This window comes from Stenotrophomonas sp. OVS01A (genome assembly GCF_019969775.1).
GTDB lineage: Bacteria > Pseudomonadota > Gammaproteobacteria > Xanthomonadales > Xanthomonadaceae > Stenotrophomonas > Stenotrophomonas indicatrix.
This window is the reverse complement of record NZ_JAHXYV010000001.1, coordinates 1,010,051-1,026,171: the sequence shown is the minus strand read 5'-3', so window position 1 is coordinate 1,026,171 and position 16,121 is coordinate 1,010,051. Positions and strand designations below refer to the sequence as shown.

The 16,121-nt window shown below is 66.9% G+C and carries 15 protein-coding genes; 5 read left to right on the top strand and 10 right to left on the bottom strand.

The window, feature by feature from the left end; translation table 11 throughout:
- Window positions 1-4: 4 nt before the first annotated feature.
- The 8 genes from LC407_RS04905 to LC407_RS04870 all read right to left on the bottom strand — a co-directional run bounded on the left by LC407_RS04905 (window position 5) and on the right by LC407_RS04870 (window position 9,520).
- Window positions 5-652: a 3-oxoacid CoA-transferase subunit B gene (locus LC407_RS04905; protein ID WP_025875091.1), complete on the bottom strand. Its 648-nt coding sequence runs from the start codon at window positions 650-652 to the stop codon at window positions 5-7.
- The gene (locus tag LC407_RS04900; RefSeq protein WP_025875093.1) at window positions 649-1,329 is read right to left on the bottom strand and encodes a 3-oxoacid CoA-transferase subunit A; all 681 of its coding nucleotides are present in this window, start codon (window positions 1,327-1,329) and stop codon (window positions 649-651) included. Before LC407_RS04900 ends, LC407_RS04905 begins: the two co-directional genes overlap by 4 nt.
- A 171-nt stretch (window positions 1,330-1,500) precedes the next feature.
- On the bottom strand, window positions 1,501-2,820 hold the full coding sequence (locus tag LC407_RS04895) for an MFS transporter (RefSeq protein WP_080149067.1): 1,320 nt from the start codon (window positions 2,818-2,820) through the stop codon (window positions 1,501-1,503).
- Between the two features lie 53 nt (window positions 2,821-2,873).
- Window positions 2,874-3,725: a type I 3-dehydroquinate dehydratase gene (gene aroD / locus LC407_RS04890; RefSeq protein WP_223482278.1), complete on the bottom strand. Its 852-nt coding sequence runs from the start codon at window positions 3,723-3,725 to the stop codon at window positions 2,874-2,876.
- 35 nt (window positions 3,726-3,760) lie between these two features.
- Entirely contained in the window at window positions 3,761-5,050 is a 1,290-nt protein-coding gene (locus LC407_RS04885) for a carbohydrate porin (RefSeq protein ID WP_117310159.1), read from the bottom strand.
- Window positions 5,051-5,072: 22 nt separating this feature from the next.
- Window positions 5,073-6,584, bottom strand: a complete 1,512-nt coding sequence (locus tag LC407_RS04880; RefSeq protein WP_223482277.1) for a right-handed parallel beta-helix repeat-containing protein — start codon at window positions 6,582-6,584, stop codon at window positions 5,073-5,075.
- Between the two features lie 649 nt (window positions 6,585-7,233).
- Window positions 7,234-8,799: a protein adenylyltransferase SelO gene (locus LC407_RS04875; protein WP_223482276.1), complete on the bottom strand. Its 1,566-nt coding sequence runs from the start codon at window positions 8,797-8,799 to the stop codon at window positions 7,234-7,236.
- A gap of 31 nt (window positions 8,800-8,830) precedes the next feature.
- Window positions 8,831-9,520, bottom strand: coding sequence for a glutathione S-transferase (locus LC407_RS04870; RefSeq protein WP_025875105.1), 690 nt, complete (start codon window positions 9,518-9,520; stop codon window positions 8,831-8,833).
- Window positions 9,521-9,611: 91 nt separating this feature from the next.
- Between LC407_RS04870 and LC407_RS04865 the strand changes: the two genes are divergently transcribed.
- Entirely contained in the window at window positions 9,612-10,031 is a 420-nt protein-coding gene (locus LC407_RS04865; RefSeq protein ID WP_025875106.1) for a hypothetical protein, read from the top strand.
- Window positions 10,032-10,109: 78 nt separating this feature from the next.
- Here the strand turns inward: LC407_RS04865 and LC407_RS04860 are convergent, their stop codons facing one another.
- Window positions 10,110-10,319, bottom strand: coding sequence for a cold-shock protein (locus LC407_RS04860; protein WP_025875108.1), 210 nt, complete (start codon window positions 10,317-10,319; stop codon window positions 10,110-10,112).
- A gap of 304 nt (window positions 10,320-10,623) precedes the next feature.
- Here LC407_RS04860 and LC407_RS04855 point away from each other — a divergent pair, with 304 nt between their 5' ends.
- Window positions 10,624-11,112, top strand: a complete 489-nt coding sequence (locus LC407_RS04855) for a YaiI/YqxD family protein (protein WP_025875110.1) — start codon at window positions 10,624-10,626, stop codon at window positions 11,110-11,112.
- Between the two features lie 13 nt (window positions 11,113-11,125).
- On the opposite strand, the gene LC407_RS04850 is transcribed toward LC407_RS04855, so the two are convergent.
- A complete protein-coding gene (locus LC407_RS04850; RefSeq protein ID WP_223482275.1) occupies window positions 11,126-11,995 on the bottom strand; it encodes a pseudouridine synthase in 870 nt (289 codons plus the stop codon).
- A gap of 180 nt (window positions 11,996-12,175) precedes the next feature.
- Between LC407_RS04850 and LC407_RS04845 the strand changes: the two genes are divergently transcribed.
- From LC407_RS04845 to LC407_RS04835, 3 genes are all read left to right on the top strand, one after another.
- Window positions 12,176-12,724 (top strand): YaeQ family protein, encoded by a 549-nt coding sequence (locus LC407_RS04845; protein WP_025875114.1) that lies wholly within the window; start codon window positions 12,176-12,178, stop codon window positions 12,722-12,724.
- Complete coding sequence (locus LC407_RS04840) at window positions 12,721-13,905, top strand: NAD(P)/FAD-dependent oxidoreductase (protein ID WP_105163884.1); 1,185 nt, start codon at window positions 12,721-12,723, stop codon at window positions 13,903-13,905. The genes LC407_RS04845 and LC407_RS04840 overlap by 4 nt, the downstream gene beginning before the upstream one ends.
- 91 nt (window positions 13,906-13,996) lie before the next feature.
- Window positions 13,997-16,066 carry an EAL domain-containing protein gene (locus tag LC407_RS04835; protein ID WP_032977927.1) on the top strand — a complete coding sequence of 690 codons (2,070 nt, stop codon included), beginning with the start codon at window positions 13,997-13,999 and terminating at the stop codon, window positions 16,064-16,066.
- Window positions 16,067-16,121 lie beyond the last annotated feature (55 nt).

Sequence of the window (16,121 nt, the reverse complement as noted above, 5' to 3'; positions counted from 1 at the left end):
CATATCAGGCTCCCTCGGCCAGTGCCAGCGGCAGGCCGGTCAGTTCACGCAGTTGATCGATGTCCACGCCCTCGACCATTTCCAGCACGGTCGCGCCGTCGGCGCCAAGGTCGAACACCGCCACATCGGTATACACGCGCGACACGCAGCGCAGGCCGGTCAGCGGATAGCTGCATTCGGCCACCAACTTGCTTTCACCCTGCTTGGTGAACAGGTCCATCATCACGAACACCTGCTTGGCCCCGATGGCCAGGTCCATTGCACCGCCCACGGCGGGAATCGCATCGGAGGCGCCGGTGCTCCAGTTGGCCAGGTCACCGTGCGCCGAGACCTGGAAGGCACCGAGCACGCAGATGTCGAGGTGGCCGCCACGCATCATCGCGAACGAATCGGCGTGGTGGAAATAGCAGCCACCGGTCAGCAGGGTAACCGGCTGCTTGCCGGCATTGATCAGGTCCGGGTCTTCCTGGCCGGGCGCCGGCGCCGGGCCCATGCCCAGCAGGCCGTTTTCAGACTGCAGCAGTATCTCCTTGTCCGCCGGCAGGAAGTTGGCCACCGTGGTCGGCAGGCCGATGCCCAGGTTGACGTAGGCCCCTTCGGGAATATCGCGCGCCACGCGCGCGGCCATCTGTTCGCGGCTGAGCTTGTTCATGCCTGCACTCCTTCTGCGGCCACCGGCACCACGCGCTGCACGAAGATGCCGGGGGTCACCACGGCCTCCGGGTCCAGCTCGCCCAGCGGCACCACCTCACGCACCTGCACGATGGTGCAGCGCGCGGCCATCGCCATCAGCGGGCCGAAGTTGCGTGCAGTCCGGCGATACACCAGGTTGCCCCAGCGATCGCCGCGGTCAGCCTTGATCAGCGCGAAATCGGCATGCAGCGGGTACTCGAGCACGTAGTGGCGACCGTCGATCTCGCGCGTTTCCTTGCCCTGGGCCAGCTCGGTGCCATAGCCGGTGGGCGTGAAGACCGCGCCCAGCCCGGAACCGGCCGCATGGATGCGCGCGGCCAGGTTGCCCTGCGGCACCAGCTCCAGTTCGATCTCGCCGGCGCGGTAGGCCGCGTCGAAGTGCTGCGAATCGGCCTGGCGCGGGAAGGAGCAGACGATGCGGCGAACGCGCTTGTGCTTGATCAGCGCAGCCAAGCCGGTATCGCCGTTGCCGGCGTTGTTGTTGATGATGGTCAGCTCGCGCGCACCCTGTGCAATGAGCGCATCGATCAGCTCGTCGGGCATGCCGGCAGTGCCAAAGCCGCCGATCATCACGGTCGCGCCATCATGGATATCGGCCACCGCTGCTTCCACGCTGGCTACGCTCTTGTCGATCACTGCATTGCTCCTTGCCCTGCCTGCCGGCGGTCATCACCGCCACGCTGCAGGGCCACTGCGAAGGGAAAACACGACCCGGACATGGTCGCCATGGCACGCCGCCCGGTCAATGCGATATTCGGCCATTCGATTCGATAATCGCACATTGAGTGATGTGCTCCGGCCATCGGTTCAACGCCGGTTCTGACCCACGCCCACGCGCAGGCCGAGGCACGCCCATGCCGCCAGCAGCAGCGGCGCAGCGCACAGCACGTACAACGAGGACGGCTGCCAGCCACCATCGACCAGAACACCCACCGTGAGTGGCGAGAGGATCGCGCCGACCCGGCCGATGCCGATGGCCCAGCCCAGGCCGGTGGTCCGCACTTCGGCGGCGAACACCACCGGCGCGGCCGCATACAGGCCGGCCATCGCTGCGAACAGTGCCGCACCGATCACGAAGGCCAGCGGGAAGGCCACGCCCAGCTGCGTGCTGAAGGCCGCAAAGCCCAGCATCGAGACCATCGCCAGCAGCAGCGCGCCGGCCGTCAGCCTGGACAGCGACCAGCGCGAGGCCAGCCAGCCGAACAGGCTGCCGCCAACGATGCCGCCCAGGTTCAACAGCACGCCACCGGTGATGCCCTGCTGCGCCGACACGCCGGCCGAGACCAGCAGCTTCGGCGTCCAGCTCAGCACGAAATAGAACGCGAACATGTGCAGGAAGAACGCCAGCGCGATCAGCAGCGCGACGCGGCGCAGGTCACCCACGAACAGCGCGGCATAGCCCTGGCGCTGGCCGTCGCGCACCGGCGCTGGCGGCAGCGCCTGCAGCTCCGGCATGCGCATGCGCGAGAGCAGCGCGTTCAAGCGTGGCAAGGCATTGGCCGGGCGACGCGCGACCAGGAAATCCAGCGATTCGGGCAGGCATTTGAGCACCAGCGGAATGCACAGCAGCGATGCCGCTGCGCCGACCAGGAACACGCTGTGCCAGGCCCAGTGCTCCAGCATCCAAGCAGCCAGCAGACCGCCAGCGGTCGCACCGATCGGGTAGCCGGTGGCCTGCAGCGCGACTGCGGTGCTGCGCCACTTGGCGTTGGCGTACTCGGCGGTGATCACCCCCACACCGGCCAGCATGCCGCCGATGCCGATGCCGGTGTACACGCGCAGCGCACCCAGCTGCCAGGCGTCGGCGGCCAGCGCGGACAGCGCCATGCCACTGGTGAGGATCAGCAGGCAGCAGACGATCATCGGCCGCCGCCCCCAGCGGTCGGCCAGCGGTGCCAGCAGGAACGAACCCAGCGCCATGCCGACCAGGCCGGCACTGAGCATCAGCCCCAGTACCTTGCCCGACAGCGCCCAGTCCGCCGAAACATGCGGCGCGGTGAAGGCCATGACCATCACATCGAAGCCATCAAGCATGTTCAACAGCACGCAGATGGCGATGGCGGTCCACTGGAAGGGACTCATCCGTTCAAGGACAAGCGACGGTGCGGCGGCGGAGGCGTGGCTCATGGTGCGGTTTCCTGCAACAGCGTGGTGCGGTGGAACGTCCGGCGGGGAAGGTCTCAGTGACCGGCCTGGCTGGATGCATGAATGACCTGCAGAACGTCCTGGAGGCGCTCAACCTCGACCTGGCCTGGCGCCGACGGGGTGCCGATCATGCCGAAGGTCAGGGCTTGGCCGAAGGTTTCGCCGGCCAGCCGCGAAACCACGCCGGTGCCGCCCATCGACATGGTCAGCAGCGGCTTGTCGCTCTGCTGGCGCACCTGCCAGGTGGCATCGAGCAATGCCAGCACATCGCCAGCGTCGCGCGGCATCACCGCGATCTTCAGCACGTCCGCGCCAAGGGCCTGCTGCTTTAGCAGGCGTGCGACGATTTCCTCGCGCGGTGGCGTGGCGTGGAAGTCATGGCTGGACATCACCACTTTCACGCCAGCCTTGTGGGCCTGCGCCACCAGCGCCTGCACCACCTTCGGATCGCGGAACATCTCCACGTCGATCAGCTGGGCGACACCACCGCGCAGCAGCGCAGCGTAGAGCTTGCCGTAGTCGGCATCGCTGATCGGCTTGGCGCCCCCTTCGGCCTTCGTGCGGAAGGTCACGATGGCCGGCTTGCCCCCCAGCGTGGCTTGGATGCGCTTGCCCAGCGCGACCAGCGCCTTGCCATCGGTGGCGATGTCCAGGTAGTCGATGCGCCACTCGGCGATGTCGGTGGATCTGCTGGCGGCGATCGCCGCGGCCTGCTGCAGAGCGACATCCGCGGTGGCACCGGTAATCGGAACGATGGTGCGCGGGCTGCCCTCGCCGATGCGTAGTTGGCCGACCTGCAGCACCGCCGGTGGTGGCGAGGCCAGGGCCAGCAAGGGGGAGGTGGCGAGCACGCCGGCGAGGACAACGGAAGCGAGCGGAATTTTCATCGCAGTCACCACAGCATGGAAGGAGCGCGCGGCCATCAGAAGGTCACCTTGGCCTGGACACCCACGGCCCAGGCGTTGTCGGTACCGCTGTAATTGAACGTGCCCGGGTTGACGATGTACTGCACGTCCGGGCGGATCATCAGCCAGGGGTTCACCTGGAAGCTGTAGGACAGCTCGAACAGCTCCTCGGCCTGGCTGAGGTTGTACAGCGGCGAATCGGTGGGCACGCCCCCGGCGGCCAACGTGGCGCGCCGCGCATCGACCAGGCGGTCATTGATGTCAGCGCCGACGTAGCCCAGTGCGATGCTGTCCTGCGCACGCGCGCCGATGCCCTGGTAGACGCCGCCCAGCGCGTACCAGCGCTTGATCTGCGCGGTATCGGTGTCGGACACCATGTACTGCGCGAAGGCGGTCAGGCCGCGGCTCGGGTCGGCCGATTCCTGGGTCAGGCGCTGTTCGGCCAGCACGTAGGCGCCGTGCCGGCCGGTGGTCGGCGAGGTATCGAGGCCGCGCCTGTCCACGCGCGACGTGTCGTAGTAGCCACCGAACTTGTAGACGCCGGCGTAGCGGCTGCCCTTGGCCGGCGTCCAGGTCACCTCCACCGGAAACAGCGAGCCGGTGGTGCCCGAAACGAACGGACGGAATGCGTTGCGTTCGATGTTGCCGCCCAGGTTCGGGTTGACCTGGAACCAACCCGTGCGCACGTTCACCGCCGGGCTGATCTGCTGGGCGAACTCACCGCCCCAGCGTGCCATCGGATAGTTGTACCAGCCGCTGTTGCCGGACATCGCCAGCGGGTGGGCGCAGAATGCGGCGTTGACGAAGTGGGTCAGCAGGCTGTGCAGGCCGAACTGGTTGCCCATCGCGTAGTACCCCAGCTTGTAGTACGACCGGCCCGCATTGAAGGTCTGGTCGTAGCTCAGCTCGGTCAGCCGCGTGTACTGGCCGCCATACGCCTCCTGGATCGGGAAGCGGTTGCCGACGAAGTCCACCGAGGTGCTGCGGCCACGACGGTCGTTGAGGGTGAAGTGGAACGCACCGCCGTCCCAGCCGGCCAGCTTGCCCATGTCCAGGTCCACGCCCACCCGCACCTGCTGCGCATAGCGCGCGCCGGTTTCGCCGTAGCCACCATCGACCACGCCCATGGCCTCGCCCACGTAGTCGCCGCGGAAGGCAACGCCGCGCTCGAACAGTTCGGTGCGGGTGCCTCCCCAGTCGCCGGTAAGCGTCTTGCCTTCGTAGCGGTTGCTGGACTGCGCGCTGGCCACGGCTGGCAGCAGCAGGGCGGCCAGCAGGCCCAGGGAAACAGGTTTCGCAGGATTCATGATCGCGGTCTCGTGGAGGTGATCAGCGCAGCGACAGCGGCGCACTCAGCGGGGAGGTGGCGCCCTGCGCCGAGGTAACCGTGGCGGTCAGGCTGCCGGCAGCGGCAGCGTCGGTCCCTGCACCGAGCGGGAAGGTGAAGCTGCCCTGCCCCTGCGCGTCGGTACGTGCTTCCACACTGCCCAGCACCCACTCGGCCTCGCTGCCGGTGGCGGCGCGGTTGCCGAACACTTCCACCTGGTAGCGGGCATCAGGCACGCCCTGGAAACGACCGGTCAGCAGGCGCTGCGCACCCTTGCCCTGCACTGCGGTCAGCTGCGGCGCGGCCTGGCCGAGGTTCGGCAGTGGCTGGCAGCCAGCCCGGCCGGCAGCGGTGCAGATGCGCGCACGCTTGGACGCATCGTTGTCCACGCCACGGCCACGGGAGCCGACGAAGCTGGCGTGCTCCAGGCCCGGCACACCGAACACGATGGCGCCACGCGGCTGGCCCTTCACGCAGGCCCCGCCGGCTTCGCAGCGCTCGATCGGCAGACCGTTGCCGTAGATGCGGTTGCCGGTGAAGCGGTTCGGCGCACTGACCGGCTGCGGGCGCACGCCGATGCCGATGCCATTGCCGGTGATGGTGTTGCCGTCGACCACGTTGCCGCTGCCGGTGATGCTCAGGCCCAGCGAATTGCCGGTGAAGGTGTTTGCCGCGATGTAGTTGCGGTTACCCCAGTTGATCTGCAGGCCATCGGAGTAATCGACGAAGCGGTTGTGGACCACGCTGTTGTCGTTGCCCCACAGGATCTCGATGCCCTGCGAGGGTTCCGGGTTGGCCCTGGTGGATTGGAACAGGTTGTCGGCCACCAGGTTCCAGGCCGCGCCGCGGGTCAACTCCAGGCCGTCGCCGTTATCGAGGAATACGTTGCGCACGATGCGGTTGTGCACGGTGGTGGCGGCGGTGGACTGGCCCTTGCCGTCATCACCGGTGAGCATGATGCCGGCGCCGCCCTTGTTGGCGACGATGCGGTTGTCATGGATCTCGTTGTGGCTGGAGCGGTTGACCAGCACGCCGATGCAGAAATTGCGGATCTCCAGGCCGGCCAGCTCCACGCCCTGGGTATCGCGCAGGACCAGGCCCGGCAGCGTGGTGGTGCGCACGTTGGTGCCGGACTGGCCCGGCTCGGCGCCTGGGCAGGCATCGGTACCGGTGCCGGTCACGTAGGCCGAGCCATCGATGGCGACGTACTGGCCATCGCGTTCCCAGGACGTGCCGATGATCTGCACCGGCCCCTTGATCTCCGGCAGCGGCGTGGCCGGCGTGATGACGTAAGGCGCAGCGCCCACGGCCGCGATCTCGATGCGGTAGCGACCCGGCACCGCATTGGCAGTGGTGATCGCCCAGCGCAGCGAGCCGGCGTTGGCGTCGTCGGCGTAGCGGTCCACGCGCAGCACCTGCAGTGCTTCGCGCGGCGGTTCGGCCTGGTAGGCCAGCGCCAGCGACGGCAGCACGGCAAGCAGGGACAGGGAAACAATGGACAGACGACGGCGCATGCGATCACTCCGCGCAGAGGAAGGAAAATCCGGCGGCCTTCCCCCTGCACCTGGCATCAGCACCGGACCGGCTGCTGCCCTCGCCCCGCCAGGGGTGGATCGCTTGGACTGCTATGAAACTGCGGAAATGAAAGTAGGTTTATCGCACTGCACCATTCAAGTGCGGTAATCGACTGCGTGTGCGAATATCGCACTGAATGGGTACTACCATCGTTGTAGGCGAGGTGTTTGCAGGGCTTGCAGCCCTGCACCTGCTTGGAGCCAGAGCAACGTCGAGGTCAAGGGAGGCTCGGGTTTTCTGCTGGCTGGGCGGGGCGGTGCGGGTGGGCAGGACACGCCGTCAACCCATCCTTGGGGGCTCGTAGGCGCCATCCATGGCGCCTGCGGTCCTGCCCACCCACACCGCCCCACCCCTCGACAATTTCCGGATGACGGCTGGTCCATCCACGCTTCGCGTGGATCACATCTGGTTGAAATCGAATATTTCGAATTGAAATCGAAAACATCCGCGCATGGCGTGGCTCTACTGGCCACCGGGGGTTTACGGCGTCCCCGCAAACCCACAGTGCCCGGCCATCCCACAGGATCCCCGCTGTGGCTGTTGCTCCGGCCTCGGCGGGTGCAGGGCGCAGCCCTGCAAAGGAAAACCCTACGAACTGCAGGAAAGCATCGAACAGCCTGCGCGGTCGTCAGCCCACGCCGGCCGCTTGCCGGCGTAATGCTCCAGCCCCGGGCGTTCGGTGTACGGATCACGCAGTACGTCCTGCAGGGCATGCACAGCGCCCAGGTCGCCCTGCTCGGCGCGGTCGATCGCTTCCTGTGCCAGCCAGTTGCGCAGCACATACAGTGGATTGGCCGCACCCATCTTCGCGACACGCTCGGCTGCCGGCAGCGGATCGGCACGCAGCCGCGCCGCGTACTCCTGCAACCACTGCTGCAGAGGTTCCTGCACCGCGTGCTGGCGCTCGGCGTCGTAGAAGACCTCGGCCAATACGCTTGCATCGGGTGCGTTGGCATCGATGCGCATCAACGCACGCCATGCCAGGGTCATGTCCATGCCGCCGTCCTGCATCAGCTGCTGCCAGCGCTGGTAAAGCTGCAGATCGGCATCGTCGGCCGCGGCCAGCCCCAGCTTGGCCGCAACATCGCGGCGGGTGCAGGCGACCAAGGTCGCCTGGTAAGCGGCCAGCCCTGCCTGCAGTGGCTGCACGTCGGCGAACAACGGCGACAGCGCCTGCGCAAGCCGGTTGAGATTCCAGTACGCCACCTGCGGCTGGGTGCCGAAACGATAGCGGCGTCCCTGCGCATCGGTGGTGTTCGGGGTCCAGTCCGGGTCGAAGTCTTCGACCCAGCCATAGGGGCCATAGTCCAGCGTCACGCCGAGCACGGAGAGGTTGTCGGTGTTCATCACCCCATGCACGAAGCCCACGCGCATCCAGTGCGCGATCATCTCTGCGGTGCGCACGGCGATCCGTGCGAACCAGTCGCCATACAGCGCTTCGCCCTGCCCCGTCAGTTCCGGGAAATCGCGGGCGATGCACGCCTCGACCAGTTGCTTCAGCAGTGCGGTCTCGCCACGTGAAGCAGGCAGTTCAAACGAACCAAAGCGCAGGAACGAGGGCGATACCCGGCAGACAATCGCGCCGGGCTCCGCGCGCGGATGACCGTCGTAGAACATGTCGCGCACCACGTCTTCGCCGGTGCCGACCAGCGACAGGGCGCGCGTGGTCGGCACACCCAGGTGATGCATGGCCTCGCTGCACAGGAATTCACGGATCGACGAGCGCAGCACCGCACGGCCGTCGGCGCCGCGCGAATACGGCGTCGGCCCGGCACCCTTCAGCTGAAGCTCCCAGTGCCGGCCATCGGGGGCGATCACCTCGCCCAGCGAGATGGCGCGGCCATCACCGAGCTGGCCGGCCCAATGGCCGAACTGATGGCCCCCATAGTTGGCCGCCCACGGCTGCATGCCCGCATACAACGCGTTGCCGCCGAACACCTCGGCGAAGCCTTCGTCATCGACCTGCGCAGGATCGAACCCCAGCATCCCGGCAACCTCCGGCGACCACGCCAGCAGCACCGGCGCTGCGACAGGCGTCGGCATTACCGACGACCAGGCCGCACCCAGCACTTCGCGCCGGCGCGGACCGGACTCGGGATCGCCCGGCAGCAGATTCAGCAGGCGGTTGTCGAACTGGGGGGCAGTGGTATCCATGGGCAAAGCATGGGGGCGGCGACGGCCATCCTCAATCGCCGCGCAAGGCCTGCAATGCCCCGCCGTGCGCCTCGGCGCGCCGGTAGGCCGGACGCTCACCGATGCGCTTGAGGAAGCCACGCAACGCCGGCTTGTCGTCCAGCCCGCCGCCGCGTGCGGCCGCCGCCTGGATCGGGAAGCTCATCTGGATGTCCGCAGCAGTGAAGCGTTCGCCTGCAAACCATGGGCTTTCGGCCAGGCGCCGTTCCATCCAGTCCAGATGCAGGCGTCGCTGCGGGCCGATGAAACCGCGCTCGGCCTTGTCGGCGATGCTGCGGGCGATCGGCCGCGCGAAGAACGGCATCGGCGCGCTGCGGATGCGGCTGATCACCAGGGTCAGCAGCATCGGCGGCATGGCCGAACCTTCGGCATAGTGCAGCCAGTAGCGGTAATCGATGCGCTCTTTGCCTTCGGCCGGTACCGGCGACGGCGACAGCTGGCGATGCACGTCGTAGCGGTCAACCAGGTAGTCGAGGATGGCGCCGGATTCGGCCAGGATGAGGTCGCCATCCTGCAGCACCGGCGCCTTGCCCAGCGGATGCACCTGGCGCAGTTCCGGCGGCGCCAGCAGGGTCTTCGGGTCGCGCGGGTAGCGGCGCAGTTCGTAGTCCAGCCCCAGCTCTTCCAGCATCCACAGCACGCGAAGCGAACGGGAATTTTCCAGATGATGGACGATGCGCATGGGCGGCTTCCGCAGAAAGGTGCCCGATGGTAGCGCGGCCTGGTGCACGCAGGTGTCTGCTACCCTGCCCGGCCGTGGAAGGCCTGCCAGCATGGACACCCCGCCGTTCGATGCACTGCTTGGTTACCTCGGGCAATCCGAGGACCACAACTGGACGCAGTACATCTGCGAACACGTCGCCAAGGGCGTCCTGCGCAGATTCGAAGCGCACGATTGGCAGCGCCTGCAGAAGATGATCGCAGCGCAGCCCGCGTTCTGGCAGCAACGCTGCACCGACGCGCTGGGTGAATGCATGAGGCCCGAAGCCTTGCCGCTGCTGTTCAGTCAGCTCCATTCCAGCGATGACGACAGCCGGATACTGGCGGCCTATCACCTGCAATGGATGGAAGTGCCGGTGGGTCCGGAGGTGGTTGATGTCCTGCGCGAGATCCTGTCGCGCATTCCGGCAGCCGAACGCGCCGAGTACCAGGAAATAACCCAGCTGCTGGAGCGGGCGCTGGCTGCGGGTTGAACCCGTCGTGCGACGCAAACGAAAAACGCCGGGAGCTTTCGCTCCCGGCGTTCTGGCTACCAAACGGTAGCAGACGGATTAGACCGCCTGCACCTGGTCAGCCTGCATACCCTTCTGGCCCTGGACGGCGACGAAGGTAACCTTCTGGCCTTCCTGCAGGGTCTTGAAGCCGGTGCCCTGGATCGCGCGGAAATGCACGAACAGGTCCGGGCCGCTTTCCGGGGTGATGAAGCCGAAGCCCTTGGCGTCGTTGAACCACTTGACAGTGCCGGTCTGACGATCAGACATATTTACTAACTCCTGAAACACATGTTGAAAAAAATCGCAGCCACCGGGTATCGGGGCCGAGACTGAGTTGCAGGCGTTGGTAAAGCGGATCGATGAGCGGATCGTGAGATCAACTGCACCAGGCCACGATTCACGGTGACCCTAGCAAACACAGTGGGCCAGACGATACGCGTGTTTTGAGCAAAAAGCGATAGCCATGATATTCAGCGTCAAACGGCCAGCCCCTAGACAGGGCAAGGGGTTGCACCAGATCGAGGCTAAACCCGGGTCCCCATTCAGGTTTTTCCTACCCTACACTGGGTAAATGACTGAAGCTGAAACCCGAGCTGAACCCCTGCTCCCCCGCATCTGGGTGGACGCAGACGCCTGCCCTGTTGTCATCCGCGACATCCTGTTCCGCGCAGCTGAACGGGTCGGCGTGGAGCTGACCCTGGTCGCCAACCAGTGGATCCGCACCCCGCCTTCGCGCTGGCTGCGCTCCATCCAGGTTCCGCAGGGACTGGATGTGGCTGACAGCGCCATTGTCGAACGGATGGCTGCCGGCGACCTGGTGGTCACCCAGGACATCCCCTTGGCGGCCCTGGTGCTGGAGAAGAAGGGCGTGGCCCTGAACCCGCGCGGCCAGCTGTACACCCCCAACAACATGGCCGAGCGGCTGTCGATGCGCAATTTCATGGAAGAACTGCGTGGCGCCGGCGTCCAGACCGGCGGGCCACCGCCGCTCGGCGCGCGCGACCGCCAGTTGTTCGCTGCCGAGCTGGACCGCTGGCTGGCGCGACGACCGGGCAGGTGAATCCGGCTGTGCGTCAGCCGGGAACGCACAAGGTGCGCGTGCTGCGGAAGCTGCGTCGCTGGCCGGTCAACGGATCATCGAAGGCCAACACCTGCGCCAGCAGCTGCAACGGCGGCTCGGCCGCACCCTCTGGCCGCACGTGCAGCTGCGGATAGAGCTCGTCCCCCAGGATCGGCGCCCCGAGCACGGCCATATGGACGCGCAGCTGATGCTTGCGCCCGGACTCGGGCGCAAGCCGGTAGCGCCAGACCGGGCCCTGCGCATCAATGACCTCGACACGGGTCAGCGCATTCGGCTCGCCGGGAACTTCAGCCATACGGAAGAACGGTTCCCCCGGCTGCAGCCGGCTATGCCGCTCCAGCGGAAACCGCAGGTCCGGCATGGCCGGCGCCAGCGCCTCGTAGGTCTTCTCGATGCGGCGCTCACGAAACAGCCTCTGGTACGCGTCGCGCGTTTGCGGCTGGGTGGAAAACAGCACCAGGCCGGCCGTCAGCCGGTCCAGCCGGTGCAACGGCACCAGATCGGCGTTGCCGGTGCGCTCGACCAGGCGTGCCAGCAGGGTCTGGCGCACAAATGCGCCGGCCGGCGCGGTCGGCAGGAAGTGCGGCTTGTCGGCCACCAGCAGGTGCGCGTCGTGATGAAGGATGTTCTCTTCGAAGGGAATCACCGGCTCATCGGCCACTTCACGGAAGTAGCGGATCTCCAGCCCCACCTGCCACGGCATGTCCGGTGCCAGCGCCCTGCCCTGTGCGTCCTGTATCCGCCCGCGTGCGAAGCGACTCTCCCATTGCAGCCGGTCGATGCGCGGGAAGCGCGCGCACAGGCCGTCCAGCAGGGAATTCCAGTCACCGGGCGGCAGCTGCAGTCGGCTGGGCGTGGTCATGGCGCGATCGGGGCGCCATCGCTCTGCAGACGGCGCGGACGTGAAAGGGACATACGACAGGACACGCCAGAAGCATCAGGGCGGCCAGCGTGCCACCGATCAGGCCCTGCCGACACCCCCATACCGGACACCCCCGGGGCAAACCTCTATCATTGACGGTCTTTACCCCTCTGGATCTTCATGGCCCTCACCGCCACCATCCGCAAGGCCGAACTGCAGATCAGCGACATGGATCGCGGCTACTACGCGACCCACAACCTGACCCTGGCCCAGCATCCGTCCGAAACCGACGAACGCCTGATGGTGCGCCTGCTCGCCTTCGCGCTGAACGCTGGCGACCGCCTGGAATTCGGCCGCGGCCTGAGCACCGACGACGAGCCGGACCTGTGGGAACACGACTACACCGGCGACATCCTGCAGTGGATCGACCTCGGCCATCCGGACGAGTCGCGCATCCGCAAGGCCAGCAACCGCAGCCGGCAGGTGCAGGTGGTCAACTACGGTGGCAATGCATCGGACATCTGGTGGCAGAAGCAGGGCAAGGGCCTGGCCCGCTTCGACAACCTGTCGGTGGTCGACCTGGACGGCGGCTTCGTCGATCTGTGGGGCCAGCAGATCCAGCGTGCGATGCGCTGGAGCGTGCTGATCCAGGACGCCGAAGTGCAGCTGCTCAACGATCAGATGCAGCTGGACGTGATCCCCAACTGGCGAAAGCGCGCCAAGGCATGAGCACGATCCGCTGCGACGTACTGGTGATCGGTGCCGGCGCTGCCGGGCTGATGACCGCGATCACGGCGGGCCAGCGAGGCCGGCATGTGCAGGTGATCGACCACGCCAACAAGATCGGCAAGAAGATCCTGATGTCCGGCGGTGGCCGCTGCAACTTCACCAACACCGGCACCACCCCGGCCAACTTCCTGTCGGCCAATCCGCATTTCTGCAAGTCGGCACTGGCGCGTTACTCGCCCTACCACTTCATCGAGATGGTCGAGCGCCACGGCATCGCCTATCACGAGAAGGAACTGGGCCAGCTGTTCTGCGATGTCTCGTCCAAGCAGATCGTGAAGATGCTGGTGGACGAATGCCAGCAGGCCGGCGTGCAGATCCGCACGCAGTGCAGCGTGGAGCGCATCGAGCACGGCACTGACGGCTTCCGCGTGCACACCACGCACGGCCTGTTCCATTGCGCCTCGCTGGTGGTCGCCACCGGCGGCCTGTCCATTCCCAGCCTGGGTGCAACCGGGTTCGGCTATGAGATCGCGCGCCAGTTCGGCCACCAGGTGCTGCCCACCCGCGCCGGCCTGGTGCCGTTGACCCTCAGCGGCACCCACCAGGAGCGCCTGGCCGAGCTCAGCGGCGTCGCGCTGCCGGTCGAGGCCAGCAGCAACGGCGCCCGCTTCCGCAACTTCATGCTGCTGACCCATCGTGGCGTCAGTGGCCCGGCCATCCTGCAGATTTCCTCGTTCTGGCAGCCCGGCGACGCGCTGTCGCTGGATCTGCTGCCCGGCCAGGATGCCGCCGAATGGCTGCGCCAGATGAAACGCGAACGCCCCGCCGCGGAACTGCGCACGGTGCTGGGCGATGTGCTGCCCAAGCGGCTGGCGCAGCGCCTGTGCGAGCACTGGCTGCCCGACCGCCCGGTACGCCAGCTGGACGAGCCGGACCTGCGCAAGGCCGCACAGGTGCTTTCAGCGTTCCCACTGGTGGCCAGCGGCACCGAGGGCTACCGCACCGCCGAAGTCACCCTGGGCGGCGTCGATACCAACGAGGTCTCTTCCTCGACGCTGGAATCCAAGCGCGTACCCGGCCTGCATTTCGTCGGCGAGGTGCTGGACGTGACCGGCTGGCTGGGCGGCTACAACTTCCAGTGGGCCTGGGCCAGCGGGCACGCGGCCGGCGGCGTGGTGTGAACCGCATCGCCGTTCCATGCACGCAACCGTTGCGCGCATGGACGCGCCGCCACGCATCGTGTATCTAGATTTGCAGATTGGGGAGCAGTGCATGCAGAACGCGAACGACATCACCATCCGCCTGCTGATCGTCGATGACAGCGGCGAGAACGCCGAAGCCATCGTCAGCACCCTGCGCAACAGCGGCATCGCCGTGCGCCCATGGCGCCCGCAGGACTCGGCCGAGCTGTCGCAGGTGCTGGCCAGCCAGGCGATCGACCTGGTGCTGGCTGCGCCCTCGCAGAGCATTCCGCTGCCACTGGTGGCCCAGCACATCGCCGCCAGCGGCAAGGACATCCCGCTGGTGCTGCTGGCCGAACGCATCGACGAGGACGAACTGGTACAGGCCAGCAGCAACGGAGTGCGCGCCCTCGCCCTGCGCCAGCGCGCCGAACACCTGCTGGCGGTGGTCCGCGACCAGTGGGTCGACCTGCAGGCGCGCCGCGGCCTGCGCCGGATCGAAGCGCAGATGCGCGAGACCGAGCGTCGCTGCGACGCGCTGATCGCCTCTTCGCGCGAGCCGATTGCCTATGTCCACGAAGGCATGCATATCCGCGCCAACGATGCCTACCTGGAAATGTTCGGTTACGAGGATTTCGAGGAGGTCGAAGGCATCTCGCTGCTGGACATGGTTGCCGCCCAGCACGTGGATGATTTCAAGCAGCTGCTGAAGTCACTCAGCCGCGGCGAAGCACCGCCGCCGCAGTACCAGCTGGATGCCCGCCACCAGGACGGCAGCGCCTTCCCGGCGACGATGGAATTCACCGCAGCCACCTACGAGGGCGAATCCTGCCTGCAGGTGGTGTTCCGCCGGCGCATGGAATTCGACCCGGAGCTGGCGCGCGAGGTCGAGGACCTGCGCCAGCGCGACCAGGTCACCGGCCTGCTCAACCGCCCCACCTTCATGCTGCAGGTCGAGGACGCGGTTGCCCAGGCCGGGCGCAGCGAAGGCCAGTTCGGCCTGCTGATGGTCGAGCCGGACCATTACGCGCGCCTGCTCCCGGATATCGGACTGGCCTCGGCCGACGCCCTGATCGGCGCCCTCGCCGCCCTGCTGGCCGACGTTGTTGGCGACGATGCGCAGCTGGCCCGTTTCGGCGAACACAGTTTCGCCGTACTGCAGTCCGGCCCCTATGCGCAGACCGTGGCACTGGCCGAGCGCATCCGCGAAGCCTACGCCGCACACGTCTTCAGCATCGGCGCGCGCTCGGCCACGGTGACCGTCAGCATTGGCGGGGTGCAGGTGGGCGAGAAGATCGCCAGCATCGGCCAGGTGCTGGCGCGCGCCAGCGAATGCACGCAGGCCGCAGCCGCCCTCGGCAATACCTGCCGCATCTTCGACCCGGCCGCTGTTGATCGCGTGGAGGAAGAGCGCGTGCAGCGCTGGGTCGCACGTATCCGCGAAGCCCTGGCAGGCGATGGCTTCCAGTTGCATTACCAGCCGGTGCTGAACCTTCAGGGCGAGTCGCTGGAGCTGTATGAAGCCTACCTGCGGCTGGAACACAACGGAGAACTGCTGAGCCCGACCGCCTTCCTCGGCATTGCCGAAGAACATGGCCTGCTGGCGGACATCAACCGCTGGGTCGTCTCGCAGGCAATCGCGGTGCTGGGCGCGCGTGCCCGCGAGGGTCATCCCACCCAGGTGCTGGTGAAGGTCACGCCGGAATCGTTCGATGATCCGAAGATGATCGCCACGCTGCGCCAGCAGCTGCAGGCGCACGGCGTGCCGGGCGAACGCCTGTGGCTGCATGCACCGGAATCGAAGGTGTTCACCCACCTGCGCAGTGCCCAGCAGTTCCTGGCGGAAGTGGCACCGCTCGGTTGCCGGATCGGCCTGGAGCAGTTCGGCTCGGGCCTGGACTCGTTCCAGCTGCTGGCCCACTTCCAGCCGCAGTTCCTCAAGCTTGATCGCGGCTTCACCAGCGACCTGGCCGCCACCCGCGAGAACATCGACCGGGTCAGCCAGATAACCGCACGCGCGCAGGAAGCGGGCATCCGCACCATCGCCGAGTTCGTCAGCGACGCCAACTCGATGACACTGCTGTTCAGTGCCGGCGTGGACTACGTGCAGGGCGATTTCGTCGGCCCGGCAGCGCCGGCGATGAACTTCGAGTTCGGCTGACACCTCACCGGTAGCGCCGGGCCATGCCCGGCGGGTGGCCTGCAGACCGCTGCGC

Excerpts from the sequence above, each read along its gene's own strand:
- LC407_RS04845 (WP_025875114.1), top strand. The coding sequence starts at position 12,176 with ATGGCCCTCACCGCCACCATCCGCAAGGCCGAACTGCAGATCAGCGAC.
- LC407_RS04880 (WP_223482277.1), bottom strand. The coding sequence starts at position 6,584 with ATGCGCCGTCGTCTGTCCATTGTTTCCCTGTCCCTGCTTGCCGTGCTG.
- LC407_RS04850 (WP_223482275.1), bottom strand. The coding sequence starts at position 11,995 with ATGACCACGCCCAGCCGACTGCAGCTGCCGCCCGGTGACTGGAATTCC.
- LC407_RS04875 (WP_223482276.1), bottom strand. The coding sequence starts at position 8,799 with ATGGATACCACTGCCCCCCAGTTCGACAACCGCCTGCTGAATCTGCTG.
- LC407_RS04885 (WP_117310159.1), bottom strand. The coding sequence starts at position 5,050 with ATGAATCCTGCGAAACCTGTTTCCCTGGGCCTGCTGGCCGCCCTGCTG.
- LC407_RS04905 (WP_025875091.1), bottom strand. The coding sequence starts at position 652 with ATGAACAAGCTCAGCCGCGAACAGATGGCCGCGCGCGTGGCGCGCGAT.
- LC407_RS04840 (WP_105163884.1), top strand. The coding sequence starts at position 12,721 with ATGAGCACGATCCGCTGCGACGTACTGGTGATCGGTGCCGGCGCTGCC.
- LC407_RS04855 (WP_025875110.1), top strand. The coding sequence starts at position 10,624 with ATGACTGAAGCTGAAACCCGAGCTGAACCCCTGCTCCCCCGCATCTGG.
- LC407_RS04895 (WP_080149067.1), bottom strand. The coding sequence starts at position 2,820 with ATGAGCCACGCCTCCGCCGCCGCACCGTCGCTTGTCCTTGAACGGATG.
- LC407_RS04865 (WP_025875106.1), top strand. The coding sequence starts at position 9,612 with ATGGACACCCCGCCGTTCGATGCACTGCTTGGTTACCTCGGGCAATCC.
- LC407_RS04870 (WP_025875105.1), bottom strand. The coding sequence starts at position 9,520 with ATGCGCATCGTCCATCATCTGGAAAATTCCCGTTCGCTTCGCGTGCTG.
- aroD (WP_223482278.1), bottom strand. The coding sequence starts at position 3,725 with ATGAAAATTCCGCTCGCTTCCGTTGTCCTCGCCGGCGTGCTCGCCACC.
- LC407_RS04835 (WP_032977927.1), top strand. The coding sequence starts at position 13,997 with ATGCAGAACGCGAACGACATCACCATCCGCCTGCTGATCGTCGATGAC.
- LC407_RS04860 (WP_025875108.1), bottom strand. The coding sequence starts at position 10,319 with ATGTCTGATCGTCAGACCGGCACTGTCAAGTGGTTCAACGACGCCAAG.